This is a genomic window from Blastopirellula sp. SH421, assembly GCF_057808535.1.
Map to the genome: position 1 here is coordinate 4930616 of NZ_CM173712.1, position 18474 is coordinate 4949089.

At 55.8% G+C, this 18474-nt stretch carries 17 protein-coding genes; 8 read left to right on the forward strand and 9 right to left on the reverse strand.

The genetic code is table 11. The features are described from left to right. Nucleotides 1–5: 5 nt before the first annotated feature. Both SH421x_RS19935 and SH421x_RS19940 read right to left on the reverse strand, forming a co-directional pair. Complete coding sequence (locus SH421x_RS19935; RefSeq protein ID WP_488851771.1) at nucleotides 6–578, reverse strand: MarR family winged helix-turn-helix transcriptional regulator; 573 nt, start codon at nucleotides 576–578, stop codon at nucleotides 6–8. Nucleotides 579–787: 209 nt separating this feature from the next. Continuing rightward, complete coding sequence (locus tag SH421x_RS19940; protein WP_488851772.1) at nucleotides 788–1219, reverse strand: MarR family winged helix-turn-helix transcriptional regulator; 432 nt, start codon at nucleotides 1217–1219, stop codon at nucleotides 788–790. Between the two features lie 134 nt (nucleotides 1220–1353). Between SH421x_RS19940 and SH421x_RS19945 the strand changes: the two genes are divergently transcribed. Then, nucleotides 1354–3174, forward strand: coding sequence for an outer membrane protein assembly factor BamB family protein (locus tag SH421x_RS19945; RefSeq protein ID WP_488851773.1), 1821 nt, complete (start codon nucleotides 1354–1356; stop codon nucleotides 3172–3174). 32 nt (nucleotides 3175–3206) lie between these two features. On the opposite strand, the gene SH421x_RS19950 is transcribed toward SH421x_RS19945, so the two are convergent. Then, nucleotides 3207–3602 (reverse strand): carboxypeptidase-like regulatory domain-containing protein, encoded by a 396-nt coding sequence (locus SH421x_RS19950; RefSeq protein WP_488851774.1) that lies wholly within the window; start codon nucleotides 3600–3602, stop codon nucleotides 3207–3209. 24 nt (nucleotides 3603–3626) lie between these two features. Next, on the reverse strand, nucleotides 3627–4628 hold the full coding sequence (locus SH421x_RS19955; protein ID WP_488851775.1) for a DUF1559 family PulG-like putative transporter: 1002 nt from the start codon (nucleotides 4626–4628) through the stop codon (nucleotides 3627–3629). A gap of 323 nt (nucleotides 4629–4951) precedes the next feature. Between SH421x_RS19955 and SH421x_RS19960 the strand changes: the two genes are divergently transcribed. Further along, nucleotides 4952–5443: a hypothetical protein gene (locus tag SH421x_RS19960; protein WP_488851776.1), complete on the forward strand. Its 492-nt coding sequence runs from the start codon at nucleotides 4952–4954 to the stop codon at nucleotides 5441–5443. A gap of 52 nt (nucleotides 5444–5495) precedes the next feature. On the opposite strand, the gene SH421x_RS19965 is transcribed toward SH421x_RS19960, so the two are convergent. From SH421x_RS19965 to SH421x_RS19980, 4 genes are all read right to left on the reverse strand, one after another. Then, a complete protein-coding gene (locus tag SH421x_RS19965; protein ID WP_488851777.1) occupies nucleotides 5496–5783 on the reverse strand; it encodes a hypothetical protein in 288 nt (95 codons plus the stop codon). Between the two features lie 40 nt (nucleotides 5784–5823). Then, nucleotides 5824–6075: a hypothetical protein gene (locus SH421x_RS19970; RefSeq protein ID WP_488851778.1), complete on the reverse strand. Its 252-nt coding sequence runs from the start codon at nucleotides 6073–6075 to the stop codon at nucleotides 5824–5826. A 722-nt stretch (nucleotides 6076–6797) separates the two neighbouring features. Further along, nucleotides 6798–8255 carry an oxidoreductase gene (locus SH421x_RS19975; protein WP_488851779.1) on the reverse strand — a complete coding sequence of 486 codons (1458 nt, stop codon included), beginning with the start codon at nucleotides 8253–8255 and terminating at the stop codon, nucleotides 6798–6800. Nucleotides 8256–8285: 30 nt separating this feature from the next. Next, nucleotides 8286–10565 carry an ATP-dependent helicase gene (locus SH421x_RS19980; RefSeq protein ID WP_488851780.1) on the reverse strand — a complete coding sequence of 760 codons (2280 nt, stop codon included), beginning with the start codon at nucleotides 10563–10565 and terminating at the stop codon, nucleotides 8286–8288. A gap of 223 nt (nucleotides 10566–10788) precedes the next feature. Between SH421x_RS19980 and SH421x_RS19985 the strand changes: the two genes are divergently transcribed. Further along, nucleotides 10789–11070: a DNA-directed RNA polymerase subunit alpha C-terminal domain-containing protein gene (locus SH421x_RS19985; RefSeq protein ID WP_488851781.1), complete on the forward strand. Its 282-nt coding sequence runs from the start codon at nucleotides 10789–10791 to the stop codon at nucleotides 11068–11070. Between the two features lie 100 nt (nucleotides 11071–11170). On the opposite strand, the gene SH421x_RS19990 is transcribed toward SH421x_RS19985, so the two are convergent. Beyond that, on the reverse strand, nucleotides 11171–12430 hold the full coding sequence (locus SH421x_RS19990; RefSeq protein ID WP_488851782.1) for an outer membrane protein assembly factor BamB family protein: 1260 nt from the start codon (nucleotides 12428–12430) through the stop codon (nucleotides 11171–11173). Between the two features lie 108 nt (nucleotides 12431–12538). Between SH421x_RS19990 and SH421x_RS19995 the strand changes: the two genes are divergently transcribed. The 5 genes from SH421x_RS19995 (at nucleotide 12539) to polX (ending at nucleotide 18459) form a co-directional block, all read left to right on the forward strand. Continuing rightward, complete coding sequence (locus tag SH421x_RS19995; protein WP_488851783.1) at nucleotides 12539–13849, forward strand: hypothetical protein; 1311 nt, start codon at nucleotides 12539–12541, stop codon at nucleotides 13847–13849. Further along, nucleotides 13846–14277 carry a hypothetical protein gene (locus tag SH421x_RS20000; RefSeq protein WP_488851784.1) on the forward strand — a complete coding sequence of 144 codons (432 nt, stop codon included), beginning with the start codon at nucleotides 13846–13848 and terminating at the stop codon, nucleotides 14275–14277. Before SH421x_RS19995 ends, SH421x_RS20000 begins: the two co-directional genes overlap by 4 nt. After that, on the forward strand, nucleotides 14270–14881 hold the full coding sequence (locus tag SH421x_RS20005) for a hypothetical protein (RefSeq protein WP_488851785.1): 612 nt from the start codon (nucleotides 14270–14272) through the stop codon (nucleotides 14879–14881). The genes SH421x_RS20000 and SH421x_RS20005 overlap by 8 nt, the downstream gene beginning before the upstream one ends. A gap of 250 nt (nucleotides 14882–15131) precedes the next feature. After that, nucleotides 15132–16511 (forward strand): hypothetical protein, encoded by a 1380-nt coding sequence (locus tag SH421x_RS20010; RefSeq protein ID WP_488851786.1) that lies wholly within the window; start codon nucleotides 15132–15134, stop codon nucleotides 16509–16511. A gap of 217 nt (nucleotides 16512–16728) precedes the next feature. After that, complete coding sequence (gene polX, locus SH421x_RS20015; protein ID WP_488851787.1) at nucleotides 16729–18459, forward strand: DNA polymerase/3'-5' exonuclease PolX; 1731 nt, start codon at nucleotides 16729–16731, stop codon at nucleotides 18457–18459. Nucleotides 18460–18474: the final 15 nt, after the last annotated feature.

An 18474-nucleotide genomic window follows, 5' to 3' on the forward strand; every position in this document is an offset into this window, starting at 1 on the left:
GCCGGTTATGGATCGTTTCGCCTCTCTCGATTCAAACCATCATTTGTTTGCAAGCGGCGTGCCGATTCTAATTCTTCAGGAAAATGGTCATTCACTCTAGGTTCGATTGCTTGCAACTCAACCAAACTGGCCGACTCACCGCCTGAGTTCTCCATCATCGCGGCGACGCGTTGCAGCGTAGCGGCAACTTGCATCTGCTCCCAACCTTCTAACCGATCCAGTTGCCGCTGAAATGGTCGATGCAGCAGCGTCGGCGATTTCTCAAGCAACGCTTGACCAGCAGCAGTCAATCGAACGCTGATATGACGCCGATCGGATTCGCTCCGTTGACGAGCAATCAGCTCCCGTTTTTCCAGTCGGTCCAGAATGCCCGTCAGCGTGGCATGACCGAGATGAATGGAGAGCGCCACTTTGCCGGCCGTGGTCGGCTGCAAGCGATCAATCGCCTGCAACGCGGCTAGCTGCGGAAAGGTCAGCCCGATCTCTTGCAACAGCTGTCGCGACTCGAGATCAATCGATCGCATGATTCGCCGCAATGCGAATGCGATCTGATCTTCCAAACGGTCATGAACACCCATGCAAACTTCCGAATTTTTCGATGCGTGACTGGAACCACTTTACGTGTACGAAAGAGTTCCTGTCAACTATTGCCGAAAAATAGCGCACAAAAGTGCATATCCGCCCCATTAATGCTACTTCAATGGTTTCACCGAGAGTACGAGCGCGAAACAAAACGCCAGCACGGACTTCCCCCACAAGCCTGACTGCCGTCCAGAAAGGTAGCGGCTCAGGCCGAAAACCCGCGGCGGGCCAACCCGGCAAGCAATTGCTCGATAATTCGCCCTAGCTCTACCCGATCGGCGTCAGGCAGCTCTTCAAACAGCTCCAGCACCACATCGTTTTTCAGGATCGTCTCTTTGACGGTCAACATGCCGCGATCGGTCAGCGAGATCAACGTGGCGCGGCGATCATCAGGGTGCGGATTTCGTTGGACCAGCCCTTCACTCTCCAGCGCGTCAACCAATTTAGTCACGTTCCGCGGAGTCACCTGCAGCCGATTGCTGAGGTCATTCATCTTGCAAGTGCCGGTGCATTTCAGCGCATAAAGCAGCCGAGCCCGAGACGCAGTCGTCCCAGCCGCGGCCATTTCGACCTCAAGCCATTGAGAGAATGCTTTGCCAAATCGCCCGATCTTTTCTGCGACTTCTTCAGATTTCAATGCTTCATCTCAAAAAATTGACACCGCTTGATTGACAAATTGTGTACCGGTCTATAAATTTCCGCTTAGCCCTCTGTTTGCGACATCCCTCGATAGCGAATTCAGACCCTAGCGCCGATATCAGGAACGAGAAAATGAGCGAACTCACGACAAATCCACCAGAAATCGCTGACTCTCCCCCTAATCGTGCTGCGTCAAACGGCCGACCGCGGATCTGGCCGTTGATCGTGCTGGGCGTTTTGCAGTTGGCGGTGCTGACGATTCCTGGTCGCATCGCGCCCAGCACGCTGTTTCATTTTATGTCAATGCTGTGGGGAGCGTTGGCTACTTTGATTCTGACTGCTGTGTGGTTAATCGCATTTTGTCGTTTGGGGCTGCGAGAACGCCTGCTGGCGATCGGCCTGGTCGTGGTGCTGGCGTTGACGGCGATCTTTGGCTCTGATCCCTCGATGAACGCGATGGTCCTGGGCGTCGTACTATGGCCCTGGACACTAGTCGCTTGCGCCATAGTCGCGTTGGTTACATTTCCCTTGGGCTGGCCAGTACAGCGATTCGCATTGGCGGCGGTCATGGTCATCGCGACAGGGCTAACCCTTTGCGTGCGGCTGGACGGAGTTCGTGGAACGATCACGGCCGAATTTTCGCCCCGTTGGAATCCCACCAAAGAAGCCGAGCTTCTCGCCGAACTCGATCAGGCGCCGGCTGCGCATCTCGCACCTGACCAACAGGCGCTCACCGCACTAACATCTACTTGGCCCAGCTTTCGCGGTCCTCAACGTGATGGCATTTTAAGAGGCGCAACATTCGCCACCGATTGGGACCAGCATCCGCCGCAAGAACTTTGGCGACAGAAAATCGGCCCCGGGTGGTCCTCGTTCTGCATCCTCGGCAAACAACTCGTCACCCAAGAACAGCGCGGCGACCAAGAGTTGGTGACTTGTTACGACGCGACCAACGGCGAGCTCATCTGGCAGTCCGCGATCGAAACGCGATTTGAAGAAGCGCTAGCCGGACCCGGTCCCCGCGCGACGCCTACTTTCCACGCTGGCAAGCTCTACGCGTTGGGGGGATCCGGTTTTCTCTCGTGTCTCGATGCCGTCAGCGGCGAGAAAATTTGGCAGCGTGATCTAACCAAAGATGTCGACGCCAAAACCCCAGAGTGGGGATTCGCCAGTTCGCCGCTCGTGCTCGGTCAAACAGTCATCGTCTTCGCAGGCGATCAATCGTACGCCGGTGAACCAGAAAAAACCGGCAAAGCAGTCGTCGCCTACGACCTAGAAACCGGCGATATCCAATGGACCAGCGGACGCGGCAAGCATAGCTACTGCTCGCCGCAACTGGCCAAGCTGTCAGGCGTCGATCAAATTGTGATGGTCACCGATTGGGGCGTGCAAGGGTTAGCGGCCAGCGATGGGCAAGTGCTATGGGAAAATGAATGGGACATTCAGCCCGGCAACCGGGTTGTGCAACCGCAGATCATCGGCGATTCGGTCTATGTCGGCACTGGCCTAGGAATGGGAACTCGCAAGCTGGATATCGCCCACAATGCCGAAAATTGGTCGGCGACCGAAGCTTGGACCTCTCGTAATCTGAAGCCGTACTTCAATGACTCGGTGCAGTTCAACGGCCACTTCTACGGCTTTGATGATCGCATCTTTACCTGCATCGAAGCAGCGACCGGCGATCGCATCTGGAAGGGAGGCCGCTACGGCCACGGACAAACGCTGCTGGTCGAAGACGCAGCCGTCCTAATCATCGCCAGCGAAGATGGCGAGTTGGCCCTGGTCAAAGCAACACCTGAGTCGCACGAAGAAATCACCAAGTTCCGTATCTTCGCCGGCAAAACTTGGAACCATCCGGTCGTCGACGCTGGCAAGCTGTATGTCCGCAACGGCGAAGAGATGGCCTGTTTTGAACTGCGTGATTGGCAAGAAACAAAAACGGCCGAGCAATAATCGCCGGCCGTTTTCGAGTATTCCTTGTCCGCTTATTTTTTCGCCGCCAAGTCGATCTCGACAAAATCTTGATCGACGGCGACTTCCATCGCTCGACGGTATTCACGCGGTCGCGTAATGCGGCGCGGGGCTCGGGTCGTTTGACCATCGCCGGCCAATTGATTGCGGGCCGCGACCGAGACAATATGCTCGCCAGGCAGCACTCCCGGGCGACCATCAATATAGTTCAACGTGAACTTCCCCTCGGCGTCGGTTACTCCCCACGACGCCGCTCCCTCCTGGCGCGGCGAAAAGGTGACGTTCATCTCGGCGACCGGTGTTCCGTTGTCGGTTACGATTCCTTGCAAAGGCGCCAACGCAGGCCCTTTGGCCCCGCAACCGATCAAAGCGGCCAGTGATACCATCAATGAAATGCTGAGCAATTTCATCTCGTGCTCCTTTTCGATTGCAATTTACTCACTGGCCAACACGGCGCCATCTGCACGATCAAACAGACGCATTAGCGTTTCTAATCCGATCGTCTCGGCGTAAAACGATACCGATCCATCCGCGCGGGCCATTTGAGCGCCGCCTGGATGTTGCGAGCGAATCACCGTATGCCGATAGTACGGAGCGTTGTGTCCATAACCGCTGCCGTTCCAGTTGATTCCATGACGGACCACCGTGACATTCAGCCACCATTCGTTCCAACCACCAACTCCGCAGGACCAAGCGCCGCCGGCCCAACTGCCGCCGCGCCAATCGCATTTGCCGGTCCCACAGTCAGGCCCCGTGAAGAAACTCGACTGCTCTCCAATCGTAATCGTGTTGCTTGCGCCATCGGTCAGATCGCGAAATCCGATCGCTTTCGTGTTCATTTCATCAATTGAGATCAACGTGCCGTTCCAAGCCGAATAGCCATAGATCGCATACTCGCCGGGCTTGGTATCCAACGATGCGTCAGCGCCGCTGTAGAACGAGCCTGCATTGCCCACGTAGTCAGCGATCTGATATTCAATTTCGGCCGGCGCCCCCAACGACTGTGTTCCGCCAGAGGTCGCGTTGACGCGCGTCGTCAACAGCGGGCTCGACGGACAGTTCAGCGCCGAGACGCGCAGGTCGTTCATCACCCTCCAATTGCGATTCGGCCCTACCTGGTCATTCCAGTCGGTGTCGACAAAGGTCATCTGATCGTAGGCGGCGCCCTGCTCCATTTGCGGCAGCAAGCGAGTCAGCCAAGACGCTCCCCCTTTGCGATCCGGCGTCGGCATTAGCTCGGCCGGCGGAAAGACATTGTGCACGTCGTGATAGTTATGAATCGACAGCGACAGCTGCTTCAAGTTGTTCGAGCAAGTCATCCGCCGCGCCGCTTCGCGGGCTTGCTGCACCGCCGGCAACAATAGTGCGATCAACACGCCGATGATCGCAATCACCACCAACAACTCCACCAAAGTAAAACCAGATTTTTTGGGCATTCGAACCATCCTCAAAAATTCGCCTATCAGTAATCTCATTTGCAGGGTAGCGGGTGAAAGTACAAATTTCATGCCATTTCAGCCGTACTACTGATTACTTCTGTGCGCTGCCGCTGGATACCGCTTTAATTGCGAAGAGATGACGAGAATTTGCGTGCTCTGGACCACGAAATACCCAAGCAATGTCAATAAAATTGAGCTGGGCGCCAATGGCAACGCCTGTTTTCCAGGCAACATTGCCAGAGAATCGCCGATCCCAGCTTGGGGATTCCGCTAGAAATAAGTACATGTTTTCAAGCTGCCCAACCAGAAGGACATTCCCCATGAATCATTTCAGCTGGCTGCTGGTGTCGATCTTTGTGCTCTGCGGCCTAATATCTGGGCCACAAAGCGCCGTGGCAAATAGTCCGCAGCAACATGACAAGCTTACCTGGGGAGGTCAGAGTTGGAGCATCATTCAATCTCCCCTAGAATCGCAAATTCGCGAAGGGGAAAAACGAGAGGGGAAATCGTTTCTGGATGTGACGACCCCTTCCAACTGGAAAGGCTATACGGCCGAGTGGGCAATCTCGAACGGCAAGCTCTACCTAGAAAAGTTTGTAGCCACTTCCGCTGGCAAGCCAATCCCCGCTGCTAAAATTGTGGGGACCAATCGATTACCAGTGCAAGCAGATTGGTACACCGGCACGCTGCAACTACCCATTGGGGAATTCGATTACGACAAACAAAGTTGGCCAATCGTCATCGAGGTCACCGTAAAAAAAGGGAAGGTCGTAGAAATCAAAGGGACGCCTGAGCAGGATGTAAAATACTGACGAGGAAAGGGTCTGATCTTGAGTCGAGCGCCATGCCATCCGGCAATCTAACCTAACTTTCTCTACCAAGGATGAATGACGTCGATATTTCGAGATTGAGCGCACCAGTTTGCGGATCGACGGATCGGCTGGGTGTCGTGATCGAAACGGCGAGATGAATTTCTTCAGCGCTGCTTTCAAGAACCTGTACACGAAAAAACAACTCTAGACCTTCTTGTTCCTCCATCCAGGTCAACGGCCCTTTGAGAGAGAGGAGTACCGCGGATGGAATCTTTGATAAAAACTGATCGAACCGTTTTTGCACCAACTCCAAAAGACGCGCATTATCGTTTGTGTTCAATCGACGATACCTCCCTCACAAATCGCCGTGTTGGCGTGTCTTATTCTTTCTCCTGCCGTTCGCTTTCTTCTTTCTTGAAGTGCATCATCATCAGAAGATCGACAAGCCCTCTGGCGCCGTCGGCGGGACCGTCTGTAGAGGCATAAAAATAGGTCCATCCGGCTTTGTCGTGGGTAAAACTTCTATCCTCTGCGGTCGGGCGGCACACGACGCAATCATGGCCACGCAAGACCGTGGCCATAACACCCAGCAAAAATTGCCCCTTGACAAACACTGAGTCTTTTGTTAGCATCTAGTCATACATTTCAGCGCACAGTGCGACCGGTTGTTTTCACTTGGGCGGTGCTCTGTCGTTGAAGATCGGCAACTTCGGGAGAGGTTGACGGGTTTGTTTGCTGCGCTGGCTGGATTCTGTGCTGAATGGACGGCAGATCGACCGAGCGCTGAAGATGCGCGCCTGGGGTGGGGACGCGATTGAGCCTGAAACAAGCAGTGCGGTGGTTGCGAATCCGCCGCAGACAACGGCGGTCAGATCGGATCAGAAACGTCCACACAAAAAAATACTGCTGTCCAGTCCTCTGTCCAGTCCTTCGAACTTGGTCCTGCCCCATCGGGGAGACCAAGGACCAATATCTGACTTGAAGAGAATCCCTAGCGACGATGTTCGATATTTGCGCTTCTTCATTGACTTGCAAACGTATTTCCCTCGCTCGCGCGTTCGGGCTACGAAGATGGGAGACAAGCAAAAAAAAGTAACGCGGTCCAGTCCACAGTCCACAGTCCACAGTCCGTTATCCGGTCTCCCAGAAAAAAAGCGACGTGGAGTCCGGTCCGGTGGCCTGTCCCATCGGGGGAGACCAAGGACCAATATCTGACTTAAAGAGAATCCCTAGCGACGATGTTCGGTATTTGCGTTTCTTCATTGACTTGCAAACGCATTTCCCTCGCTCGCGCGTTCGGGCTACGAAGAATCTGCCCCCGCAAAAAAAAACGATCCGGTCCGGTCCGCTGTTGCTAATTGCCTTTGGCGACTTCGGCTTTTTTTAGATCACGCAGCTGCTTTGCTTCGTCCATGGCTTTGTAAAACGGGTCGAGCGGGTAGCAGCCTGAGACGATGCCGTTGCGTGGCGCCGTGGTGCAATCGCTGAACGTGCGACACACTTTTTTGCGTTGCATTTCGCCTGATTGCAGCGTTGAGGCCGGTAGCTCGGGAAAGGAGAGGACCATACGGCCGAGGCCGACGCTGTCGACCCAACCTTCGCGCACGATCGCCTGAGCCACGTGCGGCAGATAGTCTTGCAAGTAAGTGAAGCCGGTTGCGACCATCGTCAAGTTGGGCGCCGCCGCTTTGCATTGCCTTGCGACCTCAATCATGCGAGCCACACCGATGAGCGGATCTTCTGGAGGTTGATAACCATCGCTCGGCGGAAAGATCGCTGGGCGCTGAATGTGTGGATTGTAGTAAGGGCTGCCGCAGGTAATGTTAACGCCGATCACGCCGAGCTCTGCGAGATCACGAATCAATTGAATCGGTTCGGCCAGATCGATCTCCAGCGGATGCTCGGGCCGCGAGCCAAACCCGCACTGGTACGGCAAACAATCCGAAAAGTCCATCGGCTCACCGAATGCGTCGCCCTGCTGATACGGCACAAAATCAAACGCGCTTAAGCGAACGCCGACTTCCAAGCCTGGCAACTCGGTTTTGATCCGTTGAATGATCGTCTTAAGCAGTCGCGTCCGGCCTGCAAAGTCGCCGCCAAACTTGCCTGGTCGCAGCCGAGCACCGAGAAACTCATGCAGCAGATAACCATGACACGCTTTCACATCGACAAACTGATAGCCCACTTCGCGAGCCAAACGCGCCGCGTTGACATAGCTGTCGATCAAGCCTGCGAGCTCGTCATCGGTCCAAACAACCGAGTCATCTTGCGGATCGATCTTAAACTTGGTGTCGAGCAGCGGATGATGATAGGCGATTCGCGGACGCAAATGATGATCGGGCGACGGCCGACAAAAGCGTCCCGAATGGGTCAGTTGCAAACCAAGGATCAGATCATCGGTCGAACCAAACGCAGCGTGATGCGCGCTGACCGCCGCGTCGCGCAGTTGTGCGAGCCCGGCGATGTTGCTGTCGATCGCCATCGTTTGGCGCGGATTGGCGCGACCATCAGGCTGTACGGCGGCCGCTTCGCCCCCCCAGATCATTTTGGCGCCGGAGAGCCCAAAGTTGTGCCAGCGACGGATCGTCAGTTCGGTCGGAGTTCCATCATGATTTGCGTCCCAACCTTCCATCGGATGAATCGTCCACCGATTGCCGGCGGTCAGCGGCCCCCAGGCCAATGGTTCGGCCAACGGAGATCCGCCTGTGGCGGTCAAAATCTCATCATCACACGGCAAGGTAATGCCTAAGGTGTCTAGCCGCTCGCGAAACTGCGTGACCGATTTCAGTTGAGCAATTTTTTCGTATTTCACAGATATCTCTTCGGACTTCAACGATGCGACTTACGATCGACCAGAATTGGCGGGACGTAGCGGACTGTAGGCGATTCGGAATTTCTTTTCACCGGCGGCGCTGGCGAAGCGAACGGTCGCGGTCCGCTTGGCTCCCTCACCGCTGAGCGCGATGATTTTGCCGAGCCCGTACTCGTCGTGAGTGACGACCATCCCCTGAATGAACGCGTTGGGATCGACACGCGGCTGCGCATCATCTGCGCGCTCACCCAGCAGATCGGCGGCCGTGCGTATATTTGTAATCCCCAACGGGGGCGCCGGTCTTGGCGAATCGAGTGGGCTTTCGCCCGATATAGGAAAGTCGGGGAAAAAGCTGTCATCCAGAGGAAAATCAGGGGCGAAGGCAGTTGTTTCTTCCATCACCTCCATCTGGTCACGAGGCAATTCCATCAAAAACAGACTGGGAATCGTCATGTTGCGTTTGCCGCGGAAGTCACGATAGCGGGCCATGCTGAGATCAAGCTCTTCTTCGGCCCGCGTGATCCCGACAAACAACAACCGTCGCTCTTCTTCGAGCTGCTCTGGATTTTCGCGCGAGCGTTCATGCGGCAGCAAGCCTTGCTCGACGGCCACGATATGCACCACCGGAAACTCCAACCCCTTGGCCGCATGCAGCGTCATCAATGTCACGCGATCCATCTCGGCGTCAAAGTCGTCGGTCTCGTTGACCAACGTTTTCTCTTCCAGATAATGCTCGAGCGTTCCATCGTGCGGATGCTCGGTGTCGTACTCGCGCGCTGACGAAAGGAGTTCTTCGATGTTTTCTAACCGAGTTTGATCTTCGACGTCGTCCGAACCTTCGTACTGTTTTTTGAATTCGGTCTCGCTGATCACAAATCCCAGGATTGCTTCGACTGGATCGTTGATCCGGGTCGAAAGCCGATCGAAGAGCGCCACAAACTTGGCCAGCGCCAATGCTGCCCGCTGGGAGAATCCGTCAATCATCCCCGCTTCGCGGGCCGCTTCTAACATCGAGAGCCCTTCAGCCGCGGCGTGAACGCGCAGCTTTAACAAAGTTGATTTACCGATCGAGCGCTTCGGCACGTTGACGATCCGCTCAAACGCGACATCATCTCGCGGGTTGTTCATTAGCAACGCATAGGCAAGCAGATCTTTGATCTCTTTGCGATGATAAAACTCGACCCCACTGACGATCATATAGGGAACCCCTTGGGCGCGCAACGCATCTTCAAAGGTGCGCGACAGCGCATTGATGCGGTAGAAGATCGCAAAGTCTCGCGGGTGACGTTTTCCCTGAGCAACCTGGGCCGAGATCCGCGCGGCGATCGCTTGGGCTTCTTCTTTGTGGGTCGAGTATTGAATCACGCGGACCGCTTTGCCGGCGGGATTTACGGTAAAGAGCGACTTTTTTTTGCGTTGTTTGTTGTTGGCGATTAACGCATCGGCGACCGCCAAGATGTTGGGAGTGCTGCGATAGTTCTGTTCAAGCCGAACCACTTTTACTGCGGGAAAGTCACTTTCAAACTCCAGAATGTTCTTCAAGTTGGCGCCGCGCCAACCATAGATCGACTGATCAGGATCGCCGGTAACGCCTAGATTGGGATGGTTGATCGACATCGACCGCACAATCGCGTACTGCGGCAAGTTGGTGTCTTGGTACTCGTCGACCAGGATGTAACGAAAACGCTCATCCAGTGAATTGCGCAGCTCTTCGTTTTCTTTCAGCAGCAGCGTGACATGCATCAGCAAGTCGTCAAAGTCGACGGCGTTGGCTTGCTGCAGCGCTGCTTGATACTTGGGATAAACGCGCTCGACAATCGAACCGGTAGCGTTGACTCCTCCGACATATCGACTGGCTTCGATCAGATGGTTCTTGGCCCAACTGATTGCCGACGCGACTTGCTGTGGAGTTGCGTGCGTCAGTTGGACGTCCGCCTCGCGAATGGTTCGCTTTAGCAGCGACAACGAGTCGCTGGTGTCATAGATTGTGTAGTTCGGCTGCAAGCCGCGGAGTTCTGCGTATTGCCGCAAGAGTCGCGCGCAAAAACGGTGAAACGTGCCGATCCAAACATTTTCGCCGGGCGCCAAACGGTCTAGCCGGGCGCGCATCTCGTCGGCCGCTTTGTTGGTGAACGTCAACGCAGCGATCTGCGAAGGACGGACTCCTTGCGACAAAAGATGCGCGATGCGATGCGTAATCACTCGCGTTTTCCCGCTGCCGGGGCCTGCGATTACCAACAACGGCCCATCGACATGCAGTACGGCTTCCCGCTGCGGATCAGTCAAAGATTGAAGTAAGTCGGCGGTCATCCGTTACGTGCTGCTTAAGGGTGTGTTGACTACGAAAAGTGCTAGCAGATAGCAAGTTGTTCTCGTAATTATTTTGTAAAGTCCTGTCCAAATAAAACGCGACAGGTATATTAACTCAAGTTCGAAGAGCGAGTCGCCGCAGTCGCCGCTTTTCAAACGACCCACTAGCGGTTCCAGGGACGAACCGCAACCATTTTCCATTCTATTGCCTGGGAGGGAACCCATGACGCGAATTCCTCTGAATGCTGCTGCTCAAGAATCCGAAAGCTTGATGTCCAAGCTCGAAATGAGCACCGCGGAAATCGGCCTCACGGTTCGCACGACAAACTGTCTTGAAGAACGTGGTATTTTCACTGTTCGAGACCTCCTCAACTGCACGCGTGCAGACCTTCTGAGCATTTCAAACTTTGGTGAGAAAACGCTGGAAGAAGTCTACTCGTCGCTAGAGAGCATCGGCTTTTTCCGCAAGGTTCGCCAAGCGGTTCCGCAACCGATGGCCGTCTAGTCGCCAAGTTCGCGATGAGGAGCGACGCTTTCGTTCAGGGAAGACGTACAATTGCCCGCGGTCGACCGTACTCGACTGCGGGCTTTTTCGTGCTTGTTCCTTATTTCTGCACGACCGGGCCGACGCGAAAACATTTCAACAGCCCGCGTCCTGCGTCAGACGTATCTCGTGCAATCAACAGCCCCTCGCTAAGCGCCGGAATCGCTCGCGGCACATCGCTAAACCCAGAGAAGCTTGCAAGTTGCTCGTACTGCTTGGTGCTGGGCTTAAGCAAATAAACATTGCCATCGTTTGCGACGGCAACCAACTTATCATCGGCCAACAACAGATGCGCCGTCCCAAAGTCTGCGCGCGACCAATGAACTTTGCCGGTTTTCGCATCAATACAAGTTAGCGCCGCCGTGCCGACATCTTCTCGTCCGTTGATGCCATAGATCGCTCCCTGGTGATGAATCGGCGTGTTGTATTGACTTGACAACGAACTATCGTTGGCCCACACCACTGCCGCATTGTTGACGGACATCGTGGCCAACTTGGCGCCTACCCCATAGCTGGAGGTGACAAATAACTTGTCATCCCACACAATCGGCGTCGCGCCGTTGACCGTGGGGCCGCGCATCCCAAAGGGAAATTGAAAACCGATATTCCCCGTCGCCGGATCAATGGAACAAACGTCCAATCGGGTCACAAAGATCGCCCAAGACTTATCGCCGATCTTGGCTGCGGTCGGTGCTGCGTAGCTGGCGCCAAAGTCGGTCGCTTTCCACTTTTCGCGGCCTGTTTTTAGATCAAACGCGACAATCCCGGCGCCGTCACGCCCGCCGACGTTGACCAACACATTGCCATCCATCACGATCGGAGTGCTCCCGAAGCCGAAGTAACCGTCTTGAGCGCCGTAGTCAGCCGCCAACTCTACATTCCAGCGCCGCTTGCCGGTTTCAAAGTCAACGCAGTACAAGTCGCCTGCCGCGCCCAGCAATATAATTGCGTCATCCACAATCAGCGGCGTGCATCGGGGACCATTGTCACGCACGATCGAACTTTGATAGGTCGCATCAAAACTGGTGCTCCACTTCTTGTCGCCGGTTTGCAGATCCAGCGACTCGACCAACTCTAAATTGGCGACTCGGTGAAATAAAATAACCTGACCGCGCGCGACCACTGGTCCGGCATAGCCGGCGCCGACCGATTTTTTCCAGAGCAGCGGTGGGCCGGCTGCTGGCCATTTCTCGGCCAATTTTTCGTCGGTCGCAACGCCGTTACGCATGGGACCAAGGATTTGCGGCCATTCTCCAGCTTGGCTAGAAACGGCGATTAGGGGGACCGTGACGAAAAATAACGCGATTCGTAAGCAGATCATCGGCGCGGCGTCCTGTGGCGGAAGTGTCAGTCGGACTATATTTTAGCGTACCGGAACGACTCCACCCAGCATTTCCACTGCTGCTATTCTTCGAGGATCGACTCGCGCATGGCCCGCTGGCCCCGACTTTGGGAGAAAAAACGAGGAAAACGTCGCACAGGCTCGCCGATCTTCGGAAGCGTGGGAGAGGCGATGTTTTTTGCTGCGCTGCTGTTTCTCGGCTCCATCGGCCTGGTCGCAGTCGTCGCGTCGATTGCGTTCGAATCGACCGTCGCGACCTTTCTGTTTCCTGAAGCGACCTTTGTCGCCGGAAAATGCGTCGTGATGGAGACCGATCTGGGCCAAAAAACGCTCGACGGTGGCGAGACGCGCTATCAGCCGTTGATTCTGGTGCATCTCCAAACCGGTCAGCAAGACTATTACGGCTGGACCTATCGCCGCAATTCGACCTGGTATGCAGACCAATCCACGGCGCAAAAAGTGATCGATGGATTTCGCCCTGGTTGGGTCTATCCCTGCTGGTATTCTGACAAAGATCCGGCAAGCGTGATCTTGCGCCGCTCGACTAACTTTACCCTCTGGATCATTTTGCTGGTCTTCGCGTCGTTTGCGACGATCGGAACGATCGGCATGTTTTATACGCTGCTGCTGTTTGGCGCTTCGGCCGAGCGCCGCTCGGCGCTTGCGAAAAGTGCGCAAAAGATGGAATTGATCGGCGATCTGTTGCCTCCTTCCGCCTATCCCAACATTCCCAGTGCTGAGAATCTGACCAATAGCCCCGGCGTCCGCTTGGCCTATCGTTTGCCAATCGAGGTCTCGCCGGCCTGGTGGCTGTTTGCAACACTGCTGTTCAGCTTGATTTGGTCTGGGATGACCGCGGTCTTCGCCCTCGCCGCAATCGCCGATCTTGAACGGGGCGCACCCAATTGGCTGTTGTTGGCGCTTACCCTGGCCTCGGTCGCCGTCGGCATTTGGTCGGGCTATCATTTCTTACGCCAGATCGCTCTGCATACGCGCGTTGGCCCGACCTATATCGAGATCTCCAATCACCCGCTGCTGCCGGGACGCGACTACAAGTTGCATCTTTCCCAAGCCGGCCGGATGCATGTCAAAAAGCTGCGCGTCACACTCATCTGCGAAGAAGAAGCGACGTTCCTGCATGGAACCGACGTCCGAACTGAAGTCGCCAAAGTCTTTGACGCCGAGGTCGCCAACTTTCGCGGCTTGGTGATTCGCCCCGGGAAGCCGTTTGAAGAGCTGCTACACTTTCAGATTCCGCTCACGGCGATGCACTCGTTCAAGTCCAGTCACAACGCCGTCCACTGGAAACTGATCGTCGACCTCGAAGTCAAAGGCGCTGGCAACCAGCGCCGCAGCTTTCCGATCGTCGTCTATCCGGTGGTAAAGTTGAACGCATGACCGATCAGCCGCACATCTCGATTTCGCTCGATCGACCGACGCGTCAGTACGCGGCTGACGACGAGCTTGTTGCGCGGTTTGAAATCAGCAATCTCCCTGCCAACAATATTCAAGTGATCGAAGCCTCGGTCTTGTGGCATACCGAAGGAACCGGCGAAGAAGATATGTCGGCCCACGAATTTGTGCGGCTCATTCCCGGCGACGAAGCCGATGGCGACCTTTCTCGACCGCAGTCTCTCAAAACTCGCCTTCCGCGCAGCCCTTTGTCCTACGCCGGCAAAATCGTCAAAATCCATTGGGTCGTGCGTGTTCGGGTCTTCGTCGGTCGGGGGCGCGACTTGGTCGAAGAGTTAGAGTTCGAGCTCAGCCAAGCCGGCGGCGAACCACCGCTGGGCGCTGGCGACGGCTTGGGGGGCGCTCGTGGTTAGTACGAACCCATTTGCAAGTCGGCAGGTTCGTCCCGGAGCGATTCCGTTTCAGTTTTCTCCCCCAGACTCGGCAAACCAGATCATCGACCGGTTGCGCAGCTTGAACTGGCGCGGCGCCATTGTCGGCCCGCACGGCTCTGGCAAATCAACGCTGCTAGAAACCCTCTCTCCCCTTTGGCCAGCGCAGGGACTGACCGAGGTTCGTGTCACGCTTCACGCCGGTGGCCAGCAGTCAGGCAAGCTGCGACTGCCGCAGCAATCTGAAATCTTGGTCATCGACGGGATCGAACAGCTGCCCTGGCCAGCACGCAGTTGGCTGCTGTGGAGATGCGCCTCGCCCCACCGACGAGTATTGGCGACCTGTCACGCACCACTCGGATTGCCGGTTGTCTTCACCACCCAACCGACCGCCGCTGTGGCGGTTCAGCTCACCGAGCTTTTGCAGTTGCAGTGCGACAAACTGGTCACGGCGGATGACGCGCGGATGATGTGCGAAAGCAACGCAGCTGACCTGCGTGAGACCCTGTTCCAGTTGTATCACTTGTACGAATCGCGCCGAAAATTGCGCGATCAGGCTGCCGACGATGCAAATTATCCCCGCTGATTTTCTACGATCGCTAAAGTTTGTGTCATCGCACGTTACTCGTTATTCGGCGCCGCTTCTCCCTGCCGTGCGACCGCCCAGCAAGCAGCGACTTTCTGCAGATTTTCGGCTGTAATTCCTGCTCTGGCTTATGTTTCTGATCTACCCTTCCTTAAATCGTCTTTTCGGACGAGCGGAGCGGCAAGGACCTGCCCCGAGCAAACGCGATGGATCCGCGACAAGATTTGAGCGAGAGAGAAAAGGCATTCCTATGTCGCGCGCCCCCATCCTGGCCCTGATATTGATGATGTCGTTTGGCGACACCGCCAAAGCCGATTGCTGGTTGACCGATTGGCTGTGTGGCAAAAAAGAAGCGCCACAACCAGTAGTCGCCGGATACATGCCGGCCGGGCCTCCGCAGCCCTACCAGGTGAACTACGTTCAGCCTGCGGCTCCGATGAGTTGTGCGCCGGTCTTCCAAAACCAGACCTCGGTGCGATACATCCCCGAGACGCAGTACCAAACGACCTACAAACCGATTCCGGTGACCGTCTATCAACCGACCACGGTCTATCTGCCTGGCAGCAACGTGCCGACCTTGGCTTACAATGGCTGCACCACCTATCGCTGGGAAACCGAACGCGTTCCCTACACCACCTACAAGCCGGTGATCCAAAACGTCCAGACGCAGGTCAATAGCTGCGCGACGGTCGGATACATGCAAGCCGCTCCGCAGGTGGGCGCTCCGGCGGTCATGGGCTCGTGCAACAACTGCAACGGCGCGCCTGGTGCTGCTGCGGCCCCTTACTATCCGCAAGGAGAAGCGGCGCCGATGCAACAATATCCCGGCCAGCCGGGACAATGGGTTCCGGCTCAAGGAGGCGGAGTCAGCTCGATGGTCAATCCGCCGGCAACCTATCCGCAAGGCGCGGCTCAGCCGATGCCCAACTCGCAGTACAACGTCGCTCCCTACCAAGGCGCGACGCCGATGCAAAACGGACCTCAACAAGGCGGAACGCCCTATCCCGGCGGAACACCGGCCGATCAACCGCCGACGCTCCGCCCTGGCGAAGCGACCCAGCCCAACTACGGCGGCCAAAACACCATGCGTGTAGCGCCCGAAGGAAACTCGGTGCTTCGTCCCACGCCTGGCGCTACCATTATTAATCCATCGCCCCAACCAACCACGTCACAGCCAAGCAACCCGCAACCAAGCACCACTACGCCATCAATCGGCTCTGGCGCCGCGATGATGACAGCTCCCGCGTTGACCTCGCCCAGTACAGCAAATCCCAGTACACCTACAACCAGCCCGATGCAGGCCCCGTTCACGCCGTACGCTCCTTCGTCGTCACAAACGACTCAGGCTCCATCCTCGGCTCCCAGCAGCGTCGCACGTCCGCAACTCAATCCGTTGATCAAACCAATCCCGGATCCTGATTACTACCCGACGCGCACCGACACGCCCAACCCATCGCCGGCGCCAGCTCTGCTCAATCCGCACGACAAATCTGCCCTGTTGCCGACAGCCAAAATTGTGCCGATCGCCTGGGACAAAGTCGCTACTCCCAAGGCCCGCGAAGTCAGCCATGAAATACCCACCGTTTCGATCCCCGCCAAAAAAAGCAGTTGGCACCAAATCGGCCGCTAATTTGCTACTACAGACAACATGATCCAAGAGGCCTGACAATCGTCAGGCCTCTTTTTTTTTTGCAAATTTTCATTCCGTGAAACTTGCCAAGGGATTTCGGTCTGGATGTAGGGTCCGCAGTGCGAACCATCGGTAGTACGATAAGACTTGCAAGCCATCGTGCAAGGTGAATTGTCCGCACCATGGCCCCCACTTTTACTGCTTGAGGAACCAGCCGATGACCAACGAACAAATCGCCAACCGTTTTGAGACTCTTGCTGATCTTCTGGAGTTCGACGGAGCCAATTCGTTTCGCGTGCGAGCCTATCGTAACGCCGCGCGTACGATCCAGGATTTGGGCGAACCGCTGGCGACGATGGTTGAGCAACAGCGCGATCTGACCGAACTCGACGGTATTGGCGACGATTTGGCGAAGAAGATCGTCGTCATGATCAACACCGGCCAATTGCCGCAACTGGATGACCTGCTCAAGAAGGTGCCGGCGACGGTCTTGGCGATCTTGCGGATCCCTGGTCTCGGTCCAAAAAAGGCGGCCGTATTGCACAAAGAACTGGGGATCACTGATCTAGATCAGTTAAAGGCGGCGTGTCAGGAGCACCGCGTTAAAGAGTTGAAAGGGTTTGGCGCTAAAACCGAGGAAACGATCTTGAAGGGGATCAAGATTGCCGCCGCTGCCGACGATCGCACCTATTGGTCGAAGGCCGATCATGTGGTGCAGGACCTGTTGGCTCATTTTAAAACATGCGGAAGCATCCAACGGATCGAACCTGCCGGCAGTTATCGCCGCGGGAAAGAAACAATCGGCGATATCGATATTTTGACCGTCTCGACCGATGCAAAAGAGGTGATGGATCGGTTCGCCGAATTTCCGTTGGTCGAAGAGACGCTGGCCCGTGGTGAGACCAAAATGTCAGTCCGGCTCGAAACGGGTCTGCAAGTAGATTTGCGAGTTGTGCCTGAAGAGTCGTTTGGCGCCGCGCTTCAATATTTCACCGGATCGAAAGAGCACAATGTTCACGTGCGCAGCATCGCCAAACAAAAGGGAATGAAGGTCAGCGAATGGGGCGTCTTTCAGGTCGAGGAAAATGGAGACGAGACGTATCTAGTTGGCGCCGAAGAAGCTGACGTTTACGCTGCGCTCGACCTTCCCTGCTTTCCGCCAGAGCTACGAGAAAACCGAGAAGAATTTCGCTGGGCCGAGGCGGACAAACTGCCTCAGCTGATTGTCGAAAGTGATTTGCAGGGTGACTTGCACATGCATACGCATGCCAGTGACGGCCAAAACTCGCTCGCAGAAATGGTCGCCGCAGCCCGCGAAAAAGGATTGAAATATATCGCGATTACCGATCACTCTCAGCGAGTTTCGATGGCCAACGGCCTGAACAGCGAGCGATTGCTAGAACAATGGAAGCGAATCGACGAATTTCGCGAGTCGATCGACGATGACTTTTTGGTTCTTAAAGGTATCGAGTGCGACATCCTTGAAGCGGGAGGGATGGACTTGCCTGACCAAGTGTTGGCTCAAGCTGACTGGGTGATCGGCAGCGTCCACTATGGACAAAATCAATCGAAACAGCAGATCACTGACCGGATTGTCGGAGCGCTGGAGAACCCGCATGTCTGCATGATCGCGCATCCGACCGGGCGATTGATCAACAATCGCCCGCCGTACGAGGTTGACTTGGAAGCGGTCTTTCAGGCGGCGCTCGCCAACCAGAAATTTCTAGAGTTGAACGCGGCGCCCAAGCGGTTGGACTTAAACGACATTTACTGCGCTGCCGCCAAGCAGCGTGGGATTCCGATTGTAATCAATACCGACGCGCATCGAACCGAAGGCCTGGCCTATGCCCGCTACGGAATCTTACAAGCCCGACGCGGCGGATTGACCAAAGCTGATGTCGCCAATACGCGGAGTTGGGCCGAGATGCAAAAGCTGCTCGGGCGATAGGAGCTTCGGCTTTTC

What these genes read in the sequence shown, in the direction of transcription:
- polX (WP_488851787.1), top strand. Translation starts at nt 16,729, where the DNA reads ATGACCAACGAACAAATCGCCAACCGTTTTGAGACTCTTGCTGATCTT.
- SH421x_RS19935 (WP_488851771.1), bottom strand. Translation starts at nt 578, where the DNA reads ATGGGTGTTCATGACCGTTTGGAAGATCAGATCGCATTCGCATTGCGG.
- SH421x_RS19945 (WP_488851773.1), top strand. Translation starts at nt 1,354, where the DNA reads ATGAGCGAACTCACGACAAATCCACCAGAAATCGCTGACTCTCCCCCT.
- SH421x_RS19955 (WP_488851775.1), bottom strand. Translation starts at nt 4,628, where the DNA reads ATGCCCAAAAAATCTGGTTTTACTTTGGTGGAGTTGTTGGTGGTGATT.
- SH421x_RS19995 (WP_488851783.1), top strand. Translation starts at nt 12,539, where the DNA reads ATGGCCCGCTGGCCCCGACTTTGGGAGAAAAAACGAGGAAAACGTCGC.
- SH421x_RS19990 (WP_488851782.1), bottom strand. Translation starts at nt 12,430, where the DNA reads ATGATCTGCTTACGAATCGCGTTATTTTTCGTCACGGTCCCCCTAATC.
- SH421x_RS19985 (WP_488851781.1), top strand. Translation starts at nt 10,789, where the DNA reads ATGACGCGAATTCCTCTGAATGCTGCTGCTCAAGAATCCGAAAGCTTG.
- SH421x_RS19960 (WP_488851776.1), top strand. Translation starts at nt 4,952, where the DNA reads ATGAATCATTTCAGCTGGCTGCTGGTGTCGATCTTTGTGCTCTGCGGC.
- SH421x_RS19950 (WP_488851774.1), bottom strand. Translation starts at nt 3,602, where the DNA reads ATGAAATTGCTCAGCATTTCATTGATGGTATCACTGGCCGCTTTGATC.
- SH421x_RS19980 (WP_488851780.1), bottom strand. Translation starts at nt 10,565, where the DNA reads ATGACCGCCGACTTACTTCAATCTTTGACTGATCCGCAGCGGGAAGCC.
- SH421x_RS19970 (WP_488851778.1), bottom strand. Translation starts at nt 6,075, where the DNA reads ATGCTAACAAAAGACTCAGTGTTTGTCAAGGGGCAATTTTTGCTGGGT.
- SH421x_RS20010 (WP_488851786.1), top strand. Translation starts at nt 15,132, where the DNA reads ATGTCGCGCGCCCCCATCCTGGCCCTGATATTGATGATGTCGTTTGGC.
- SH421x_RS20000 (WP_488851784.1), top strand. Translation starts at nt 13,846, where the DNA reads ATGACCGATCAGCCGCACATCTCGATTTCGCTCGATCGACCGACGCGT.